We start from the raw sequence: 20,333 nt of genomic DNA, 5'->3' as shown, positions 1-20,333 counted from the left end.
TAAATTTGCGGATACAGAGTCAACATTTCTTCACTACAAAACAACTTCTTATGAGAAGGCTTCTCACCATTCTCTGCTGTCTCACCCTGCTGATCGGGCAGGTAGCGGCACAAAATCACACTATTTCAGGAACGGTAACAGATGCGAACGGGCTTCCGGTGGCGGGTGCTACGGTGGCGGTCAAGGGAACGAATCGCGGGACCAGCACGGCCAGTGACGGTACGTTCTCGGTGACGGTGCCCGGCACGGCCAAGACGCTGATAATTTCTGCGGTGAACTACACTACGCAGGAAGTTGACATTGCCGGCAAGACCACGGTTGGGACCGTCGCTTTAAAGCCTGGCACCCAGAGCCTTAATGAAGTTGTCGTGGTCGCTTACGGAACGCAGAAGAAGACCAACGTCACGGGCGCCGTCGCCACGGTCAGCGGCAATCTCGTGGCCGATAAGCCGTTCACGTCGGTGGACAAGGAATTACAGGGCAGTGTTGCCGGTTTGCAGGCGAGCTCCACATCGGGGGCCCCGGGTTCTGCCACGGATATCCGTATCCGGGGTATCGGGTCGATCAATGCCAGCGCATCGCCGCTGTGGGTGATTGACGGGGCGATTGCGCAGACGGGTGATCTGACAATCAATACGACCACGGCCAATCCGCTGAGCACGCTGAACCCCGACGATATCGAGAGCATTACGGTATTAAAGGATGCCGTCTCCACAGCGCCTTATGGCAGCCGTGGGGCCAATGGGGTCATCCTGGTGCAGACGAAGAAAGGCAAGGCCGGGAAGAGCAAGATCAATGTGGTAGCCGAAGTCGGTCAGAACAGCAGGGCCTTTAATCCTTCCAACAAACCTTTGACGGGACCGCAGTATACGCAGGTGTTGAGAGAGTCGATCATCAACGGGGGATATGCGACGGACAACGCCGGTGCGGACGCGCTGATCGTCAACCCGAACTTCCTTGGATTTCCTGCCGACTATACCAAGACCAATACCAACTGGTTCGATGTGGTGAGCCAGAAGGGCAACCAGTCGCAGGTGAACCTGAACCTGAGCGGCGGCAACGATAAGACCACCATCTATGCTTCGGCGGGCTATTTCAACCAGAAGGGCACCTCGATCGCTTCCGACTTCAAGCGGTTCAGCGGTGCGCTTGCGGTGACGCACAAGGCCAGCGACCGGTTTACGATGTCGGCCAATATCAATGCCAGTAACACTTCCCAGAATACGCCGGCGAATGGCGGCGCCTTTGCCAATCCAGTGTTGGCCAGCTTTTTCCTGATGCCCTGGTATTCGCCGGTCAATTCCGACGGATCCTACCGGTATGGAGACAAAGACGCAACGGGTGAGTTTGGACAGAACAGTGGCATATTCAACCCGCTGGTACAGGCGGCCTACAATTTCAACCAGGCTCAGCAGACCTCGGTGCGGGGCAATGCAACGGGCGAGCTGCGCATCCTGGACAACCTGAAGTTTACGACCCGGTTTGCCGGTGACTATGTTGCGGTACAGGAAGACCAATACCGTAACCCCTTCTATGGGGACGGCTTTGCCAACGGAGGGGACGCTTCTTCCAACTATACCCGCACCTTTGCCTATACCTGGAGTAATTTTGCCGACTGGAAACAGAAGGTCAATACGGACGGGGACGCCTATTTCGATCTGAAGGCGGGGGTGGAAGCCTATGACCGGAAGTACTACCAGATCCAGGCGTATGGGAAGAACTTTCCGCAAACGCTGTCGCTGAAATATCTCGCCAATACGTCCACCCCGGTGACGGCTTACGCGTTGCCGGATGAGTCCGCGGTCTTTTCGGAATTCGGCATCGCCGACTTCAACTACAAGGACCGGTATGTGGTGAGCGGCAGTTTTCGTCGCGATGAGTCTTCGGTATTTGGCGCCGATCACCGATGGGGAACCTTCTACTCCATCGGCGGCAGCTGGAATATCAATGAAGAGGATTTTATGAAGAACCAGAACCTGTTCAACCTGTTGAAGCTGCGGACCTCCTTTGGCCAGACGGGTAACTCCAACGGGTTCCCTACCGGTACGGCGCTGACCACATACGGCAGCAGCTACTCGTATGGGGGCGTCACTTATGGCGGCAACTATGCCGGTCAACCTGGTCTTGTGCCCAACAACGTGGGTAACCCCGAGCTGACCTGGGAGAAGAACCAGGCCTTGAATATCGGCCTTGATTTCGCCCTGCTGAAGAACCGCATCGATGGGACGATCGAATATTATCACCGGGAAACGACCAGCCTGCTGGCGCCGGTGCCTTTCTCGCTGACCAGCGGTTTCAGCAGCCAGAACGAGAATATCGGCAGCGTGGTGAATAAGGGTATCGAAGTCACGCTCAGCGGCCGGCCGGTGGTCACGAAAGACTTCAGCTGGCTGATCTCCTTTAACATTGCACATAATGTCAACCGCGTGAAGTCGCTGTACCAGGGTAAGCCGATCCCCAGCGGGAATTTCGAATACACGGTGGGACATGATCTGCAGGAGTTCTACCTGCAGCAGTGGGCCGGGGTAAATACCCAGACGGGTGCACCGCAATGGTATACCGACGGCACGAAGAAGACCGTCACGGGGGACTATGACAGCGCCGGGCTGGCGTTGAACCATTCCGCCTCGCCTTCGGTCTATGGCGGGTTGTCGAACACCTTTACGTACAAGCAGCTCAGCCTCGACTTCCAGTTCAACTATAATTTTGGGAACTATATTTTCGATAACTGGTATTATTACCTGAACAGCGACGGCCAGTTCCTCGGTGGCTTCAACCAATTCAGCAATGAGCTGAATGCCTGGAAGAAACCGGGTGACAAGACCGATGTGCCACAGCTGATCATCGGCGGCAACAACAACTCGAACCAGGTTTCCACCCGCTGGCTGTACAAGGGCAATTATATCCGTCTCCGGAATATCCAGCTCAGCTATAACCTGCCGACGGATGCCGTCAAGAAAATGCACCTGGGCAGCCTGAGCATCTATATCCGGGGCACGAACCTGCTGACCTTCGCTACGGACAAGACCCTGCCGTTTGATCCCGAGTCGGGTATCAACAGTACGGCCAACCTGGAGGTGCTGATCCCGAAGACGATTGCCGGTGGTATCAAGATCGGATTCTAAGAGAATAAATTCCTAAAAAAAGAAAATTACCAATATGAATACCTCATCTCTCTATAAACCTCTCCTGATCGTCCTTGCGGCGGGTACGGTCCTGGGAAGCTGCTCCAAGTCCTTTGTAGATAAGACGCCGTTGGACAAGATCACGACGGATACATCGCTGTTGCTCAACTCGGCCAGTGCGTTGCAGAGCGCGCTGAACGGAACCTATGCGGAGATCCGGAATGTCGATCAGTTTGGCCGGGATTGGCCGGTTATCGGCGACCTGATGGCCGACAATACGTTCCTGGAGTCGCGGAACTCGGGGCGTTACATTCCGCAATGGGGGTATACCGTTCCGATCACCGACCAGGTTCCGCAAGATATGTGGGCGGAGTCGTATACCGGCATCCTCCGGTGCAATCAAATCATCGATGCGAAGGTCACGGGCGCCGACGATATCAAGGCGCAGGCCTATGCCCTTCGTGGGTTGTTATACTTTAAAATGGTCACGACCTGGGGAAAGAACTATACGACGGACCAAAATTCCTTTGGCGTTCCGCTGGTGATCCACTATGATGTTACGGCTGAGCCTCAGCGCGCGACTGTCGGAGCCGTGTATACCCAGATCGTCAGCGATCTTAAGGCAGCCTTTGCCTCGGGGCCCGATTACAGCAGCTCCATTACGATCAGCAAGTATGCGGCCGAGGCGTTGCTGGCCCGGGTCTATCTCTATATGGGGCAATATTCCGATGCGCTGGCGGCGGCCAATGACGTGATCAACAACGGCCCGTTCAGCCTGGTCTCCTATAGCGGCTTCCTTGGTTATTGGGCCAACCCGGCGCCGAACACGGATGCGACAGAGACGATTTTCGAAGTGGACGCCGATGCTGTGAACAACAATGGTTTTGACGATCTGGGCGGTATTTATATCAATGGATACCAGGACATCTATGCTTCGATAGACCTGGTAAGCCTCTATTCGGCCAGCGATGTCAGGGGAGCGCTGCTTGTTGCAGGAAAGACGAAGAGCGGAGCAAGCGCCTATCTCGTCAACAAGTATCCGAATGCCCAGAGAAACGATCGGGACAACATCAAGGTCATCCGGCTTTCGGAGGTGTACCTGATCGCTGCGGAATCTGCGGCGCGGCTGGGGCAGAATACCGATGCGCAGGACTTTGTGAATACGGTTGCCGAAACGCGGGATCCGGGTTTCACGGGTTATACTTCAACGGATGCCGCGCTGGTCAGCGATATTGCTACGGAGCGGAGGAAGGAACTGGCCTTCGAAGGGGACCGGTTGTTCGATATGAACCGGCTGAATCTTGATATTGTACGGGTTTCGAATCCCGGCGCATCCGCCAATGGGGATGCGTTGACGATCGACAAAGCTGATCCGCTGCGGCTTGCGCCGATCCCGCAGCAGGAGATCTTGCGGAACCCGAATATTGCGAAGCAGCAGAATCCTGGGTATTGAGGGCTCAGGGCTCCTATGGCAAATTTGTCGCCCCTCGCCCACAATGATTTATGCTTGCGTCCGAAGGGGCCCGTCCCTTCGGAACAACCCGGCGCCGGGGAACATTTTCGAATAACTTTACAAAAGCCGCTCATCAGAGCGGCTTTTGTATTTTTGGTGAATGAAGTATTTGTGGTTGATGCTGCTTTGCGCGGCGGGTTTGGCTACGGTGGCGCAGACGCGGCGGGAGGATATTTATACGGATTTTGTGTTGTACAACAAGCGGGTGGCGCTGGAGAAGGATCTGCGGGAGAGGGTGGTTGCGAAGCATTTTGCGGCGGCCCTGGACAGCAATACGGAGGATGGCTACCTGTCGGCGTGCTGGGCGGTGGAGCAGTTCCTTTTTGACGGACCGGATGTGCGGCGGGGTTTTGAGCAGATGTTTACCGGTTATGACGGGCTTTCCTACGATACCAAGCGGGCTTTCCTGGAGGCGGTTTATGCTGTAGGGCGGGACCGGTACCGGCGGGAGATGGACTCTTTGCTGTCGCGGGAGGAAGATGCGCGGCTTTTTGCGCTTTGCGCGGTGTATCTGCACCGGGTGGACACCGGGGTGGAGAATGCCAATGCCTTGAAGATCCGGATGGTGGAGCGGTTTCCGGGCTTTGATACGATACCGGTGTTGCGGGAGCTGCAGGGATATTTGAGCTTTCGGCGGCCTGCGTTGCCGGCGGTGGGGGAGCTTTTTGCGTGGGAACGGGAGATGGGTGTCAAGACGATCTATTCTTTTCAGCGTTGGGACCGGGACTACCCGGGGTTAGCGATCGTGCAGAATGCGGATGGGAGCTTTGTGCGGGACGGGGATGGGAGGTTGGAGGTGTTTGAGCAGCTGGCGCGGTCGGGGCCGGGGTTGCCGTATTTTTTGACGAATGGGAATACGCCGCAGGGGGTGTATAGGATCACGGGGACGGACGTATCGAAGACAAACTATATTGGTCCCACGCCCAACTTGCAGTTATTGTTGCCTTGTGAGGGAAGGGTGGATACGCTCGAGCGGTACCGGGTCTTGCTACCGCCGGGGTGGCGGGACTATGCTCCGATGATGGAGGCCTGGGAGGCGGGGGCTATCGGGCGGACGGAGATCATTGCGCATGGGACGACGATGGACCCGGAGTATTTTGCCGGCCGGCCCTGGTATCCCTTGACACCCACTATGGGATGCTTGTGTGCCAAGGAGTTATGGAATGTGACGACGGGTCATCCGTTGGTGAGTGAGCAGAATAACCTGGTGAATGCGTTTTTGGGGACGCCGGGGAGGCAGGGATTGCTGATGGTGATCAACCTGGATGATCGGCGGAAGGCGGTGAGCCGGGAGGAGGTGGAGGCGCTGGTGCGGGTAGATGAGAAGGCGGTGCGAGCAGGGGGTGACAAGAAAAACCCCCGGCTTTTGACCGGGGGTGGGAAGAATCTTAGAAAGGAAGATCGTCGATCGGTTCGGTGATATCGCTTGCCGATGGTACCCGGGAAGCGCCCTGGGAGGGGGCATATCCTTCGGAGCCACCGCCGGAATAGCCGCCGCCGCCGCCTTCGGAGCCTCTGCTGCCCAGCAGCTGTACGGAGAGTACGCGGAGGGTGAGGGAGACGCCGGTGGTGCCGTCATTCTTGGGGTAGGTTCTTACTTCGGGAGTACCTTCTGCGTATACCTGGGTGCCCTTTTTGAGATAGGGGGCGATGCCCGTCCTGTCCGTCCAATATGCACATTCCACCCAAATCGTTTTATCTTTCTGATTGCCCTGGGCATCGCGGAATTTCTCGGTGTGCGCCACGTTGAAATTGATCACGTTCTTTCCATTCACCGTATTGGTGACACAGTCCTTACCCAGGTTGCCGATTACTTGGAGCTTTATCATAATATTTATTTTTGCGTGAAGGGCAATTTACATTATTTCTCTATGGGCAGACGGAAAGTTTTCCAAAAGTTGTTAACCGGTTGACGGCGGTGCGGGGGAGCCAACGGCTCACCGGGGGGTACCGGTGGCAGCGGGGAGGTACCAACGGCTCAATCGGGGTGAGTGGTAGCCCTGGGATGCGGGGGTTTAGTTAACTTTACTCTATACATGAGGAAGTTTGGAATAATAGGATTGCTGTTGCTTGCCATAGCGGGCCGGTGTTGGGCCGGCATGGGTGATGCGCGTCAACGCGCCGTCGACAGCCTGCTTCACAAGGCGTTGTCGGACATGAGGACGAAACATTACGGGCAGGTGGATACGGTAGAGCATTACGCCGATGTGGCCCTGAGGGAAAGCCGGGCAATCGGTTATCCGCATGGCATTGCCCTGTCGCTTGCCTGTCAGGCCTTTGCTGCGAATATGGGGCGCAACGACTTTCCGCAGGCGGAGCAACTTGCGCGCGAATCGCTGGCCTGGTTCGATCAGACGGATGACAAGCATGGGGTGACGGTAGCGCATTATGTATTGGGGTTCGCGCTGTTTGCCCAGAGTCATTTCGACGAGGCCAACCGGCACTACGACCTGGCAAGGGAATATGCCCGTAAGCAGGGCAACCGGACGGAGGAACTCTTTATGATGTCGCTGATGGGTGAGGCTTACCGGGAGAGCGGCGACTATGAAAAAGCGTTCCGGATCCTGCGGACCTGTGCGGAGATGGCTGAGGCCGGGCATATGAGTACAATGGCGCAGTCCCAGTACCTGACGCTGGCGGGCATGTTCGTGCAGATAGAGGATTTTCCCGACGCGCTCCGCTATTTCCAGCTTGGCTATGGGAATAAACGACCCGAAGTGATCGATCCCTGGGACCTGTCGGTCTATGCGTTACTGCTGACGCATCTTGGGAAGTATGACAGCGCACTCTATTATTTCGGCAAGTTCGACAGTGCGCGACTACCGCCGACGCTCCTGCGCACCTACCTGGCCAGCAAAGGCGAATATTATTTATTCCGCGAAGAATATGCCACTGCCCTGCCCTATTTCCAGAAGAGCCTCAGCTACCAGCGGCAGATGAATGACAATAACCAGATCATGCGCTGTCTGCAGGATATCGCGAGGACCTATTATGGGCTGAAACAGGACGCTGCTGCCTTCCGGTATGCCCGGGAGGGGTTGCTCCTGGCCGAGAAGAGCAAGGCCCGGCAGAATGTCCGGGACGGCTACCGGCAGTTGTACCTGCTGTATGACCGGGAAGGGAAGACAGACAGTGCCTATTCCTATTATAAACGATATAATGTTTTAAAGGATAGCGTGCTCAGCGATTGGACCAAGGGAGAGTTCGCGTCCTTTGGTTATGAGCAGAAGATCAAGCTGCTGAACAAAGAGAATGAGCTGCAGGATGTCTGTCTGCGCGAGGAAATGCTGACGAAGAACCTGCTGCTGGCGGGTATTCTCGTATTGCTGCTACTGGGAGGCGTCTATATCTGGATCGTCCGGCTGAAGCGGCGCAACGAGGAGCATCGCCGGAAACGCGCCGAAGACGAGCTTGAGATCCAGCGATTGGAGGGCGAGCGGTCAAAGGCGGCGTTGCGGCAACGCGCCAAGGAGCTGGAGGTACAGGCCTTGCGGTCGCAGATGAATCCGCATTTCATTTTCAACTGTCTCAATGCCATCAACCGGTTCATCCTGGGGCATGAGACCGAAGCGGCGTCGGATTACCTGACGAAGTTCTCCCGGCTGATGCGGATGATCATGAACCATTCGCGTCACAGTACGATCACGCTTGCCGAAGAGATCGAGATGCTGCAGCTGTACCTGGAGATGGAGCGGTTGCGATTCAAGGATGCCTTCGATTATCGAATCGATGTGGAGGAGGACCTGGACACCGAGGAGGTGCGGATGCCGCCGCTGCTGATCCAGCCCTTTGTCGAGAATGCCGTCTGGCACGGGTTGATGCATAAGGAGGAGCGGGGATCGCTGCTGATCCGGCTGCGGGTGCAGGGCGATGTGCTGACCTGTATCGTCCGGGACAATGGGATCGGCCGGAAGCGGGCGGGGGTGTTGAGGAGCAAGTCTGCCGAGAAGCACAAGTCAATGGGGATGCAGATCACGGCCGAGCGGATGGACCTGTTGGCGGGTCCGGGCGAAGCAAAGCCATTCCTGCAGATCGAGGACCTCTATGATGAAACGGGAGCGCCGGCGGGAACGCAGGTGACCCTGACGATAAAGTTAAATACTACCACAGGCGAGTCTGTGGCAGCCAAAGTATAACCATGATAAAGGCCATCATCGTCGACGACGAGCCCTACTGTTGCGAAGCGCTTTCGATCCTGCTGGACCGGTATTGTCCGCAGGTGGAAGTGGCCGGCGTCTATCACTCCGGTGCACAGGCGCTGGAGCCGATCAGGGAGCAGAAGCCTCATCTGCTATTCCTCGATATCGAGATGCCCCGGATGAATGGATTTGAGCTGCTGGAGAAGATCAAGAGCCTGAATTTCGAACTGATCTTTACGACCAGCTATGATCAGTATGCGATAAAGGCGATCCGTTTCAGCGCGCTCGACTACTTGTTGAAGCCGATCGATCGCGAAGAGCTGCAATTGTCCATCCAGAAAGTGGAGCAGCGGTTGCAGGCGCCTTTGCCGCAGCAGTTCGATGTATTGTTCCAGCGGCTGCAGAACCCTTCGAGTCTTTTTACCAAGATCGCGATCCCGACGATGGAGGGATTGCAGATGGTGGCGGTGGATCATATCGTGCATTGTGTTTCGGACAGTAACTATACGATCCTGACGCTGAAGGACCGGCAGAAGGTTGTGGCGTCGAGGACGCTGAAGGAGATCGAGGAGTTGCTGGAGGATTATCATTTCCTGCGGGTGCATCATTCCAACCTCGTGAATCTAAACGAGGTAACCAAGTATATTAAAGGCGAGGGCGGGTACCTGGTCATGTCGGACGGATCGTCGATCAATGTTTCGCGCAGCCGGAAAGAGGGATTGTTAAAGAAATTACAACCCAACCGGAGCTGACTCCAACGGCTCACTCAAACTGTGCAATTGATTCCCTTTTTAGTCATGTACGGGTTTTGGCTGGCGTTGCCGGCGATGGCGGATTAGCTTTGTTTCATAAATTAAACGGTAAAAAACCTAAGTTATGAATAAGCTAATCGGAACATTGCTGGCGGGGATATTGGTTCTTGCTCAGCAGGGCACTCAGGCACAGGTGTCTGATCATGCCACCTTGATGAATGTACACTCCCTGGGTGTGGAATCTGCGGCTATAAAGGCTTCGCGGGATTTTTGGCAGCGCGTTGGCGACCAGAAGAACGAACAATGGTATAAGGCCGGGACGGGCTATGATGCCGAGTATACGGACGGGCCGGTGAAGGCGATGTACCGCTATGACAAAAAGGGTCACTGGGTGTACAGTATCCTGACGTATGGCGAGAACCGGCTGCCGGAGGATGTCCGGGGGCTGGTGAAGGGCAGCTATTACGACTTCGACATCACCTGGGTAAAGGAGGTAAATGAGGCGCAAAACACTGTGTACGTGGTACATATGGAAGATGCTAATCATTGGAAGGAAGTGGCTGTGCAGGATGGAGAGATGCGGATGTTGAAGGAATTCTCTAAATAGTCATTTTAAGTGTAAATTTGCGGTTTGGTTTAATACAAAAAGTAACCGAACCGCAAATTTGTTTGATGATTGGCCTTCGGCCGACGGACCTGTGGTCCGTCCAGTTGCGGTTTGGCTTTTTTGTCAAACCGTTTTTTTATGAGTAAGAATGGAAAGGTTTTGGTGGCGATGAGCGGCGGTATCGACAGTACCGTGACGGCGCTGATGTTACATGACCAGGGGTATGAAGTGGTGGGTATCACCATGAAGACCTGGGACTATGCCAGTGCGGGTGCATCGAAAAAGGAGACGGGTTGTTGTAATCTCGACAGCTTCAATGACGCGCGGATGGCTGCGGTGCAGCATGGGTTCCCGCATTTTGTGCTGGATATCCGGGAGGAGTTTGGCGACTTTGTGATCGAGAATTTTGTGGATGAGTATCTCGCCGGGCGGACGCCCAACCCCTGTGTACTTTGTAATACGCATATCAAGTGGCGGGCGTTGCTCAAGCGGGCCGATGCCATGGGTTGTGACTTTATTGCAACCGGTCACTACGGCATCGTGCGTCAGCATACGAATGGGCGGTATACGATCGCGCGTGGGGTGGACGAGACGAAGGACCAGAGCTATGTGCTGTGGGGTTTACAGCAGGACCTGCTGAGCAGGACCTTGTTGCCGCTTGGGCCTTACCGGAAGACGGAGATCCGGCAGAAGGCGCTTGACTATGGGTATCCGGAGTTGGCGAAGAAGGCGGAAAGTTATGAGATATGCTTTGTGCCGGATAACGATTACCGGGGGTTTTTGAAGCGTCGCGTGGATGGATTGGAAGCGCGGGTCGCGGGCGGCAATTTTGTCGACAAGCACGGGAAGATCCTGGGGCAGCATAAGGGATATCCTTTTTACACCATCGGGCAGCGGAAGGGGTTGGAAGTGACGTTTGGCAAGCCGGTGTATGTGACGGCGATAGAGCCGGAAACAAATACGGTCGTCCTTGGAGATGAGGAGGACCTTGACCGGCAGCAAATGTTTGTGGGAAAGGTCAACTGGATGAAATATGATGGGGTGACGCCCGGGATGGAGGCGATGACGAAGATCCGGTATAAGGACAAGGGTACTCTGAGCAACCTGTATCCCGAGGGAGAAGGGGTGCGGGTGGAGTTTTATGAGATGGCGAAGAGTATTGCTCCGGGTCAGAGTGCGGTCTTTTACGAGGGGGATGAGGTGATTGGAGGGGGCATTATCCAACGTGGCGCCCAAGGTGCGCGCAACTTACAATAAATAGGCCTTGCGGGCGTTGTTATTGGAATATGAACCGTCGTCCGGTTATTATCTTACTGCTTGTGGTTGCCCTGTTCAGCTGCAAGAAAACCATACACTATCCTGCGGTCGCACCGGCCGACTATTTTATTCCGCTAAGGGTCGGGCAGTATGCGACGTACCGGCTGGACTCCCTCAACTTTTACTATTATGGTCAGCTGGACACCGTTACCTCCTATCTTGCCAAGGATTCCGTGGAGAGCAGCTTTATCGATGGCGTGGGTAATACGGCCTGGCTCGTTACGCGGTATATGAGCGATACCACGGGGAGCAGCTGGGTTCCCAGTCAGACCTACACCGTCACCCCTTCTCAGCAGCGGGTGGAGATGACGGAGGATAACCTGCGGTTCGTCAAACTGGCATTTCCTATTGCCCAGGGATTCAGCTGGAGCGGCAACAGCTACCTGCCTTATGGCCCCTACCAGGACTTCTTCGATTTCAGTGACGACGCCCACCTGACGCTTGGCAACTGGAACTATACCTATCAATCGGTGAACAAGCCCTATTCGCTTGGGACCCAAAGCTTTGACAGTACGGTCACTGTCCTGCAGGAGAACGACTCCATCAACGTACCGATCGTCGATGTGAATTCCTTTGCTTCGAGGACGTACTGGATCGAAACCTATGCCAAGCATATCGGGCTGATCTACCGCCACACCGAGATGTGGGAATACCAGCCGCCGACGCCCGATGGAACGCAATCGGGATATAAGATCGGGTTCCAGCTAACGATGCGGCTGGTGGATCATAATTAGTCTTCTTTGCGCCTTCCTTAATTCTTTTGTGTGGACAGCTTTGAGGCCGGCAGCTTTTCGGCCGTGGGCATTACCTGCGTGTACAGGTCGGCCGCAGCCTTTGTCGGGTCTCCCTGGAAAACCCAGGTGACATGTGTCAGATATTTATTGAACGCGCGGTTCACGTCATCGACGGATACTTTTTTCAGATCTTCATTGAGGGTGATCGCCCGGCGCCAGTTGTTGTGCAGGACCTCATTGGCGGCCAATGCGGAGGCCTGAGCGCCGTTAGTCTCCTGCCGGTAGTAGGTGCCGGTCAGATAGGTGGTCTTCATATTCTTCACTTCTTCGGCGGTAAAACCTTGTTTTTTTGTCTTTTCTATCAATGCTTTGAGCACGGCGGCGTACTTGTTGGGGTCCGTGGTCGAGACGGAGATATTGAAGCTGGGAGAAAGGCCGCCGTCGAACCAGGTAGCGGGGGCATAGGACAGGCCGTTATTGGTGCGCACTTCGAGGAAGTGGCGGTCGTAGAAGATGCGTGCGGCGAGGGAGAAGGCGTTAAAGTCGGCCGTGCCGGGCAGCGGAGCCGGGGTCAGGCCCTGGATATAGTTGGTGGCCAGGGCTTTCTTCTCGGCTTTAAAAGAATTGTGGGTGGGGTCGAATCGTTCTCTTTTCAGGGTGAACGGCGCGCCGGCGGGGATTGCCGCGAGCAGGGCGCCGACCTTTTGCTCGAGTTCGGATCGATCGATCTCGCCGACGACGACGATGAGCATTCTCGACCGGGTAAGGATCGAACGATAGTAGGCCTTTGTTTCGGCGACGTTCAATTTGGTAACGGTGGCTTCCGTACCCTCGGGGGATTTGGCGTAGTCGCGGCCGGCAAAAGCCGTCTCATGGGCCAGCTTGTCGATGGAATAGTCCGGCTGTGAGGCCTGGGCCTTGAGGATGTTGATGGCATCCTGGTGGATGCGCTGGAATTCTTTTTCGTCGAAAAGCGGGTTGGTGAGCGCATCGACGTAGAGGGGCCAGACCGTTTGAAAATCGCTGCGGATGCAGTTCATAGTGAGGCTGGAATAATCGCGGCCGGCGTCGCTGGACATCTGGGCGCTGACCTTGTCCAGTTTGTCCTTGAAGCTGTTCTTGCTGTCTTTCGTGGTGCCGCATTCGACGAGGGCATTCATGGCCAGGCTTTCAATACCGGCTTTATCGGCCGGATAATTCTGGACGCCGCCTTTGATCAGGGTCTTGATCTCGACGATCTCGTTGCCGCTGGGCTGGACGATGACCTTTACCCCCTGGATGGTCATATCATAGGGAGCTTTTTTCGATTGAGCGAAGGTGGGGAGGGAAAGAAGCGCCGATGCCAGCAGGGGCAGGGTCTTTGTATAGAAAGCGAGAGGTTGCATGTTGCAGCGGTTTACAATTAGAGATTAGGTTTGAAATTCTCGGAAGCCTTTGTGGCCTTGTTCATTTCGGGGTTGATGATCATCCCGGCGACATAGGGTTTCCCGATGACATAGGTGGAGAGATACCGCTTTATATCCGCGCGGGTGACCTTCATACAATTGTTGATATAGTCCGTTCCATAGTCGAGTGAGGCGCTGGTCCAGTAGAAGGTGAGCTGGTGGGGGAGATCGGACGGCTTTTCATTGTTGCGAATATCGTTGCGGCGCATGATCTGCTTGGCGTCCTGGAGCTGTTCGTCGGTGAAATAGTCGTCATCGGCCCACATTTTTATCTGGCGGAGGATCTCGTCGTTGCATTCCTTGAGCTTATTGGGATTGGGGACCACGAATATGTTGATGGGGCCGACATAGCGGGAGGTGGTATAGCCGACCTGGGCGGCGGTTGCCAGGCCTTTGTCGGTGAGGGCTTGTTGCCATTTGGAAGAGTTCATCCCGAGGATGGTGGAGAAGACGTCGGCGGCGACCGTTGCTGCCGAATCGTTCCTATAGTCGGGTCCCTGCCACCAGTACATCTCATAGGGTGTCTGGGCGATGGAGGATTCCTTTACGAAGTACTGGGTAGCGGCCAGGGGGGTGAACTCGGGGATGGGATATTTTACGAACGGGTCGAAGCCGCTGCTGGCCCAGTCGCCGAAGATCGCCTTTGCCATGCCGAAGGCGGCCTCGTGATGGATATCACCACAGATGACGAGGATGGAGTTGTTGGGATAATAATATTTGTCCTTGATGACCATCATCTTTTCGGGAGTGGCGGTGTTGATGACCTCGTGGATGCCGATGGGCATTTTGCGGGTGATGAGGTCACCCCAGAGTTTTTTCTGGCATTCGTACCAGATCTGGAAGCCCGGATCGCTTTCGGCGCGTTGGAATTCACCGTCTACGACCGGCCGTTCTTTCGCCATGTCCTCTTGCCGGTAGACGGGAAAGCGGATGGCGGCATTGATGAATTTCAGGCCGGCTTCGAGGCTGTCATGGTCGAAGGTGAAGAAATAGTTGACCCGTTCGACGCCCGTGGTGCCATTCCATATGGCGCCCAGTTCCTGTGTTCTTTTCAGCAGTTTTTCCTGCGAGGGGTAATCCTTGTTGGCCTTAAAGAACATGTGTTCGAACAGGTGGGACAGGCCACTGTATTCGGGGCCTTCGGTGTAGGCGCCGTTCCTGACGGCGATCTCGATAGTGGCGAGGGGCACCTTGGGTTTCTCGATGGCGACGACTTCGAGGCCGTTGTCCAGCTTTTCCCAGAAGTAGCCTTCGGGGAGGCGGGGTTGGGCGATGGTCGCGATGGAGAGAAAGAGGGATGGGAGGAGTGCTAGTTTTGGGTGCATAGAACGTAGGTTATATAGCGGAAATTAGCAAAATGAGCCGAACAATCCTTACAATTTTGATAAGCGGGAAGCGAAGAGGGTATCAGCGCGGTGGGGATAGCCGATGAGATTTTCTGTCCTTTCGGGTTGGAGGTTGAAGGCTTCTTGCAGGAAGGTGACCATTTCTTCGTTCTCCTTTTTGAAGACGGAGCAGGTGCAGTAAACGAGCGTAGCGCCGGGGGCGAGGCGGGAGGCGATGTTGGTGAGGATCTTGCGCTGGGTGATTGGGTAGTTGTTGATCTTTCGGGGGTCGAAGAAGAAGAGGTCTTCGGGGGTTCGGCCCCAGGTGCCGCTGCCGGTGCAGGGGACGTCGGCGAGGACGAGATGGGCGACGGGGAGTGACTTTGGGTGTTCCTGGGTGAGATCGGCGATGAAGGCGTGGTATTTTTTGATCCCTGCGGCGGCGAAGCGGGTGCGGAGGTTGTTCAAGATGGATTCGCGGATGTCGGAGACTGTGAGATCCATGTCGGGGTAGAGGTCATGAGCGAGGATGGATTTGCCGCCGCTTGCGGCGCAGGCGTCCCAGAAGGTGTGGGGCGTTGGTTGCGATTGGAGGAATTCGGCGACTTTTTGGGAGCTGAGGTCCTGGATGACGACTTCTTTGTCGGGGGTGAGGTGGTCTTCGACTTTGAAGCCATTGGGGAGGCGCATGGCTGCGGGGGGGATGAATTCGGTTTGCCCGGTTTCGGCGAGCTTTGATCTGACGGCGGTTTCCTGGCCGGGGCGGATGCGGAGGAAGAGGTCGGGTTGGCGGAGGAAGGAGAGGCAGAAGGCTTTATGATCGATTGCCGGTGAGAGCTCGTCTTTCCAGGGGAAGATGTCGGTTACGTTGATATCGGTTTTTGGGAGCTTCTCCTGCAGTGGGTTTGTGATCGCCGCGTTGTATTCCTGGTTGAAATGGGCGAGGAATTCGGTGGGTTGGTTTGTGCAGAGGAAGAGGCCGGTGATGAGGCGGTCTTTTACGCTTTGATGGGCGGCGGCGTGGCCAAGGCGATAGAAGCTGTAGACGAGGGTGGACAGCTGTTTACGGTCGCGCGAACCCATTTGTTTATTTGCGCGGAAATAGTCTTTCAGCCAGGTATGCAGGGGGATGTCACCCCGGTAGGTGTCGATGATCTGGGTGGCGTACCTAAGCTGGTTTTCGTATTTCACTACTATAGTTCGAGCAGGGCCTTCACGGGGTCTTTGCCGAAGAGGAGCTGGTCGGGATTTTCGAGGAGTTCCTTGATCCTGACGAGGAAGCTGACGGATTCGCGGCCGTCGATGATGCGGTGGTCATAGGAGACGGCCAGGTACATCATGGGGCGGACGACGATCTGACCGCCCGCGACGACGGCCCGTTCTTCGATCTTGTGCATTCCGAGGATGGCGGATTGGGGGATGTTGATGATGGGGGTGGACATCAGGCTGCCGAAGACACCGCCATTGGTGATGGTAAAGGTACCGCCCTGCATCTCTTCCATGGAGAGCTTGTTGTCGCGGGCCTTGGTGGCGAGTTCGACGACCTTCTTTTCGATATCGGCCATGCTGAGGCTTTCGGCGTTGCGGATGACCGGGACGACGAGGCCTTTGGGGGCGGACACGGCGATGGAGATGTCGCAATAGTCGTGATAAACGAGCTCGTCGCCATCGATATAGGCGTTGACGGCGGGCCATTCCTGCAGGGCATAGCAGGTAGCCTTTGTGAAGAAGCTCATGAAGCCGAGGTTGACCCCGTGCTTTTCTTTGAATTTGTCCTTATATTTTGTGCGGAGGGCCATGATGGCGCTCATGTCCACCTCGTTGAAGGTGGTGAGCATGGCCGTGGTGTTCTTTGCTTCGACGAGGCGGCGGGAGACGGTCTTGCGGAGATTGCTCATCTTCTCGCGGCGGTCGTTGCGGGTGAAGAGTTCCTTGCCGATGGCGCGGCCGGGGTGGGCCAGGGCTTCGAGGACATCGTTCTTGAGGATCTTGCCGCCGGTGCCGGTGGGGGTTATGCTGCCAGCATCGATCTTTTTGTCGGTGATGATGGCGGCGGCAACGGGGGTTGCCTTGATATCGTTGGATATTGCGGTTACGGGTGCTTGTGTTGCGGCGGGTTGGGCGGCGCCGTTGTTTGCGGGGGCGGGGGCAGCGGCGGGCTTTTCCGCGGGGGCTGCCTGGCCTTCGGGGCGGGCTGCGGTCTCGTCGATCCGGGCGACGACGTCGCCGATCTTGAGGGTATCGCCTTCCTTGCCTACGGTTTTAAGGGTGCCGGCCTTTTCGGCGTTGACTTCGAAGGTTGCTTTTTCGCTTTCGAGTTCTGCTATGACTTCGTCTCGTTCGACATACTGACCTTCCTGTTTGAGCCATTTTACGAGGGTTACTTCGTTGATGGATTCGCCTACTGCCGGGACTTTTATATCAATCATTTTTCAAAATTACACTTTTCTTTTCTTACTGGTTGTGAACCTGCGGTTCACCGTTTGTGAAGCGTTAATGTTGGGCCTTCGGCCATAGGGCCTGTGGCCCTATATGGTGAACGCCGTTTCTATGATCTCGGCCTGCTCCTGTGCGTGGACCTTGGAGTAACCGGTGGCTGTTGCGGCGCTGGGCTGGCGGCTGATGACTCCGTAGTTGATGCTTTTGAGGTTCATCTGGAGGAAGGAGGCGGCGCCCATGTTGAGCGGCTCTTCCTGGACCCAGAACCAGGTAGCAGCCTGGCTATATTTCTTGTACAGATGCTCCAGTTGCAGCGCCGGCAGTGGGTAGAGTTGTTCGAGCCGGACGATGGCCACGTCCTTGCGGTTGTCCTTCAGCTGGCGTTCGGCCAGATCGAAGTAGACTTTACCGCTGCAGAAGAGGACCTTCTTTACATCGTGGGCATTTTCGACGAAAGAATCGTCGATAACCTCTTTGAAGCCGCCGGTGGTGAATTCCGCCATTTTGGAATAGGTGCCGGGATGGCGAAGATTGGCCTTGGGCGAGAAGTTGATCAACGGCTTCCGGAAGGGCCAGGTAAGCTGGCGGCGGAAGGCGTGGAAGAGGTTAGCGGAGGTGGTGATATCGGTGACTACGATATTGTTCTCTGCGCAAAGCAGGAGGAAGCGTTCCATGCGGGCGCTGCTGTGTTCGGGCCCCTGGCCTTCGTAGCCGTGGGGCAGGAGCATTGTCACGCCGTTCATGCGCTGCCATTTCGTTTCGGCCGCGGCGACGAACTGATCGATGATGATCTGGGCGCCGTTGCTGAAGTCGCCGAACTGGGCCTCCCAGAGGACGAGGGCATTGGGGTTGGCCAGGGCGTAGCCGTATTCGAAGCCCAGAACGGCGTATTCGCTGAGCAAGGAATTGTAGATGCGGAACTCGCCTTTTGCATCGGGCAGGCGGCTGAGCCGGTTGTACAGTTCATCGGTGTTCTCGTCGCGGAGGACGGCGTGGCGATGAGAGAAGGTGCCGCGCTGGACATCCTGGCCGCTCATGCGGACATCCTTGCCTTCCAGCAGGAGGCTGCCATAGGCGAGCAGCTCGCCGGTGGCCCAGTCGACCTTACCTTCGTCGTTGAAGAGCTTACTCTTGTCCTGCAACAGCTTCTCCACCTTGCGTAGGGGTTTGAAGGATTCGGGCCAGGACATGATGGCGTCGAAAATCTTTTTAAAGTCGGCTTCACTGATGCCGGTAGCCGGGGACTGGTCAAAATCTTCGTTTTTTGCTTTGCGGAGGCTTTGCCAGGCGATCTCAGGCTGTTGGTATTTATAAGGCAGGGGATTCTGCTTTACTTCGTCGAGGCGTTCCTGCAGATCGGCCCAGAATTTCTTCTCCATTTCCTTTGCGAGATCTTTCGCATCGGCCTCTCCGTGATCGATGAGGTATTGGGTATAGACCTCCCGGGGATTGGGGTGTTGATCGATCAGCGCATAGAGATGGGGTTGGGTGAACTTGGGGTCGTCGCCTTCGTTGTGGCCATGGCGGCGGTAGCAGACCATGTCGATGAAGACGTCGGAGTTGAACTCCTGCCGGTAGCGGGTGGCGATATCGGCGCATTTGACGACGGCTTCGGCATCGTCGCCGTTGACGTGGAATACCGGGGCCTGGATGGCGGCGGCGAGCGAGGTGCAGTAGTCGGAGCTACGGGCGTCATCGAAATCGGTGGTGAAGCCGATCTGGTTGTTGATGACGAAGTGCATGGTGCCGCCGGTATAATAGCCTTTGAGATTGCTCATCTGGAGGACTTCATAGACGACGCCCTGGCCGGCGATGGAGGCGTCCCCATGGATTAGGATGGGGAGCATCTTGTCGTAATCGCTCTGGTAGAGGATATCGGCCTTTGCGCGTGCGAAGCCTTCGACGACGGGGTCGACGGTTTCGAGATGCGAGGGATTGGGCATGAGCTTGAGGTAGACCGTTTTGTCGGTATCGGTCTGTACTACGCTGCCATAACCCATGTGATATTTTACGTCGCCGCTGCCCATGGTCTGGTCGGGTTTGGCGGTGCCTTCAAATTCGCTGAAGATCTGCTCATAGGTCTTGCCCATGATATTGGCCAGTACGTTGAGGCGGCCGCGATGGGCCATGCCGATGACCACTTCCTGTACGGAGTTGGCGGCGGCGGTATTGATGATGGTGTCGAGGGCCGCGATAGTCGCTTCACCGCCTTCGAGGGAGAATCGCTTCTGCCCGATGTATTTGGTGTGGAGGAATTTCTCGAACATGACGCCCTGGTTGAGCTTTTCGAGGATGCGTCTTTTCTTTTGCAACGGGAGGGGGTTGAGAAATTTCTTCTCCATCTCGTTGGTGATCCAGTCGATCTTTTTCTGGTCGCTGATGTATTTGAATTCGATGCCGACGTGACCGGCATAGGTCTTTTGGATATGGGTCAGGATATTGCGGAGGGTGGTGGTGCCCAGGCCGATGAGGTTGCCGGCGAAGAAGCTTTTGTCGAGATCTTCCTCGGTGAAGCCGTAGAAGGGCAGGTCGACATTGGCGCCGCGATCCTTACGGGGACGGATGGGGTTGGTTTTTGCCAGCAGGTGGCCTTTATTGCGATAGCCGAGAATGAGGCGGTAAGCGCCGAGCTCTTTTTTCCAATCGACGCCGTCGGCTGTGGTGTAGGCTTTTGTGGCGGTACCGTTGACGGAGCCATTGGAAGCGGCGCCGTTTGCCGTGGCTTTGCCCTGGGTGACGGCGAAATCGAAACCTTCAAAAAATTTCCTGAATTCCGGGTCCACTGTTTCGGGGTTCTTCACATAATCCTGGTAGAGACCCTCGATGTAACTGGGGTGAGAGTTGGTGATAAATGAAAAGTCCTTCATAGAAAGATGCTGTTATGGCGATCGGGTCAAGCCCGGTCGAAAATCGGCCTACAAATATCGTTCAAAAATA

At 55.8% G+C, this 20,333-nt stretch carries 14 protein-coding genes; 8 read left to right on the top strand and 6 right to left on the bottom strand.

The features are described from left to right. Positions 1-50 precede the first annotated feature (50 nt). From VHE34_RS29595 to VHE34_RS29585, 3 genes are all read left to right on the top strand, one after another. Complete coding sequence (locus VHE34_RS29595; protein ID WP_325594902.1) at positions 51-3,125, top strand: TonB-dependent receptor; 3,075 nt, start codon at positions 51-53, stop codon at positions 3,123-3,125. Positions 3,126-3,159: 34 nt separating this feature from the next. Continuing rightward, positions 3,160-4,578, top strand: coding sequence for a RagB/SusD family nutrient uptake outer membrane protein (locus tag VHE34_RS29590; RefSeq protein ID WP_325594900.1), 1,419 nt, complete (start codon positions 3,160-3,162; stop codon positions 4,576-4,578). A gap of 160 nt (positions 4,579-4,738) precedes the next feature. Next, positions 4,739-6,058, top strand: coding sequence for a hypothetical protein (locus VHE34_RS29585; protein WP_325594898.1), 1,320 nt, complete (start codon positions 4,739-4,741; stop codon positions 6,056-6,058). On the opposite strand, the gene VHE34_RS29580 is transcribed toward VHE34_RS29585, so the two are convergent. Continuing rightward, entirely contained in the window at positions 6,027-6,467 is a 441-nt protein-coding gene (locus VHE34_RS29580) for a single-stranded DNA-binding protein (protein WP_325594896.1), read from the bottom strand. The two genes, VHE34_RS29585 and VHE34_RS29580, sit on opposite strands and share 32 nt — an antisense overlap. A 207-nt stretch (positions 6,468-6,674) precedes the next feature. On the opposite strand from VHE34_RS29580, the gene VHE34_RS29575 reads away from it, so the two are divergent. The 5 genes from VHE34_RS29575 to VHE34_RS29555 all read left to right on the top strand — a co-directional run bounded on the left by VHE34_RS29575 (position 6,675) and on the right by VHE34_RS29555 (position 12,187). Continuing rightward, on the top strand, positions 6,675-8,774 hold the full coding sequence (locus tag VHE34_RS29575) for a tetratricopeptide repeat-containing sensor histidine kinase (protein WP_325594894.1): 2,100 nt from the start codon (positions 6,675-6,677) through the stop codon (positions 8,772-8,774). A 2-nt stretch (positions 8,775-8,776) separates the two neighbouring features. Then, positions 8,777-9,529 carry a LytTR family DNA-binding domain-containing protein gene (locus VHE34_RS29570; RefSeq protein ID WP_325594892.1) on the top strand — a complete coding sequence of 251 codons (753 nt, stop codon included), beginning with the start codon at positions 8,777-8,779 and terminating at the stop codon, positions 9,527-9,529. 124 nt (positions 9,530-9,653) lie between these two features. After that, a complete protein-coding gene (locus tag VHE34_RS29565; RefSeq protein WP_325594890.1) occupies positions 9,654-10,136 on the top strand; it encodes a hypothetical protein in 483 nt (160 codons plus the stop codon). A gap of 138 nt (positions 10,137-10,274) precedes the next feature. Next, positions 10,275-11,393: a tRNA 2-thiouridine(34) synthase MnmA gene (gene mnmA, locus VHE34_RS29560; protein ID WP_325594888.1), complete on the top strand. Its 1,119-nt coding sequence runs from the start codon at positions 10,275-10,277 to the stop codon at positions 11,391-11,393. A gap of 29 nt (positions 11,394-11,422) precedes the next feature. Beyond that, positions 11,423-12,187, top strand: a complete 765-nt coding sequence (locus VHE34_RS29555) for a hypothetical protein (protein ID WP_325594886.1) — start codon at positions 11,423-11,425, stop codon at positions 12,185-12,187. Positions 12,188-12,204: 17 nt separating this feature from the next. On the opposite strand, the gene VHE34_RS29550 is transcribed toward VHE34_RS29555, so the two are convergent. The 5 genes from VHE34_RS29550 to VHE34_RS29530 form a co-directional block, all read right to left on the bottom strand. Then, positions 12,205-13,572 carry a pitrilysin family protein gene (locus tag VHE34_RS29550; RefSeq protein ID WP_325594884.1) on the bottom strand — a complete coding sequence of 456 codons (1,368 nt, stop codon included), beginning with the start codon at positions 13,570-13,572 and terminating at the stop codon, positions 12,205-12,207. Positions 13,573-13,589: 17 nt separating this feature from the next. Then, positions 13,590-14,957, bottom strand: a complete 1,368-nt coding sequence (locus VHE34_RS29545) for a pitrilysin family protein (RefSeq protein ID WP_325594883.1) — start codon at positions 14,955-14,957, stop codon at positions 13,590-13,592. A gap of 48 nt (positions 14,958-15,005) precedes the next feature. Further along, the gene (locus VHE34_RS29540; RefSeq protein WP_325594881.1) at positions 15,006-16,148 is read right to left on the bottom strand and encodes an Fmu (Sun) domain-containing protein; all 1,143 of its coding nucleotides are present in this window, start codon (positions 16,146-16,148) and stop codon (positions 15,006-15,008) included. Positions 16,149-16,150: 2 nt separating this feature from the next. Then, a complete protein-coding gene (gene odhB, locus VHE34_RS29535) occupies positions 16,151-17,386 on the bottom strand; it encodes a 2-oxoglutarate dehydrogenase complex dihydrolipoyllysine-residue succinyltransferase (RefSeq protein WP_325594879.1) in 1,236 nt (411 codons plus the stop codon). A gap of 99 nt (positions 17,387-17,485) precedes the next feature. Beyond that, the gene (locus VHE34_RS29530) at positions 17,486-20,263 is read right to left on the bottom strand and encodes a 2-oxoglutarate dehydrogenase E1 component (protein ID WP_325594877.1); all 2,778 of its coding nucleotides are present in this window, start codon (positions 20,261-20,263) and stop codon (positions 17,486-17,488) included. Positions 20,264-20,333 lie beyond the last annotated feature (70 nt).

Source organism: Puia sp. (genome assembly GCF_035546395.1).
Lineage (GTDB): Bacteria > Bacteroidota > Bacteroidia > Chitinophagales > Chitinophagaceae > Puia.
This window is presented reverse-complemented; position numbering and strand designations above follow the sequence as displayed.

What these genes read in the sequence shown, in the direction of transcription:
- VHE34_RS29595 (WP_325594902.1), top strand. Translation starts at nt 51, where the DNA reads ATGAGAAGGCTTCTCACCATTCTCTGCTGTCTCACCCTGCTGATCGGG.
- VHE34_RS29590 (WP_325594900.1), top strand. Translation starts at nt 3,160, where the DNA reads ATGAATACCTCATCTCTCTATAAACCTCTCCTGATCGTCCTTGCGGCG.
- VHE34_RS29585 (WP_325594898.1), top strand. Translation starts at nt 4,739, where the DNA reads ATGAAGTATTTGTGGTTGATGCTGCTTTGCGCGGCGGGTTTGGCTACG.
- VHE34_RS29580 (WP_325594896.1), bottom strand. Translation starts at nt 6,467, where the DNA reads ATGATAAAGCTCCAAGTAATCGGCAACCTGGGTAAGGACTGTGTCACC.
- VHE34_RS29575 (WP_325594894.1), top strand. Translation starts at nt 6,675, where the DNA reads ATGAGGAAGTTTGGAATAATAGGATTGCTGTTGCTTGCCATAGCGGGC.
- VHE34_RS29570 (WP_325594892.1), top strand. Translation starts at nt 8,777, where the DNA reads ATGATAAAGGCCATCATCGTCGACGACGAGCCCTACTGTTGCGAAGCG.
- VHE34_RS29565 (WP_325594890.1), top strand. Translation starts at nt 9,654, where the DNA reads ATGAATAAGCTAATCGGAACATTGCTGGCGGGGATATTGGTTCTTGCT.
- mnmA (WP_325594888.1), top strand. Translation starts at nt 10,275, where the DNA reads ATGAGTAAGAATGGAAAGGTTTTGGTGGCGATGAGCGGCGGTATCGAC.
- VHE34_RS29555 (WP_325594886.1), top strand. Translation starts at nt 11,423, where the DNA reads ATGAACCGTCGTCCGGTTATTATCTTACTGCTTGTGGTTGCCCTGTTC.
- VHE34_RS29550 (WP_325594884.1), bottom strand. Translation starts at nt 13,572, where the DNA reads ATGCAACCTCTCGCTTTCTATACAAAGACCCTGCCCCTGCTGGCATCG.
- VHE34_RS29545 (WP_325594883.1), bottom strand. Translation starts at nt 14,957, where the DNA reads ATGCACCCAAAACTAGCACTCCTCCCATCCCTCTTTCTCTCCATCGCG.
- odhB (WP_325594879.1), bottom strand. Translation starts at nt 17,386, where the DNA reads ATGATTGATATAAAAGTCCCGGCAGTAGGCGAATCCATCAACGAAGTA.
- VHE34_RS29530 (WP_325594877.1), bottom strand. Translation starts at nt 20,263, where the DNA reads ATGAAGGACTTTTCATTTATCACCAACTCTCACCCCAGTTACATCGAG.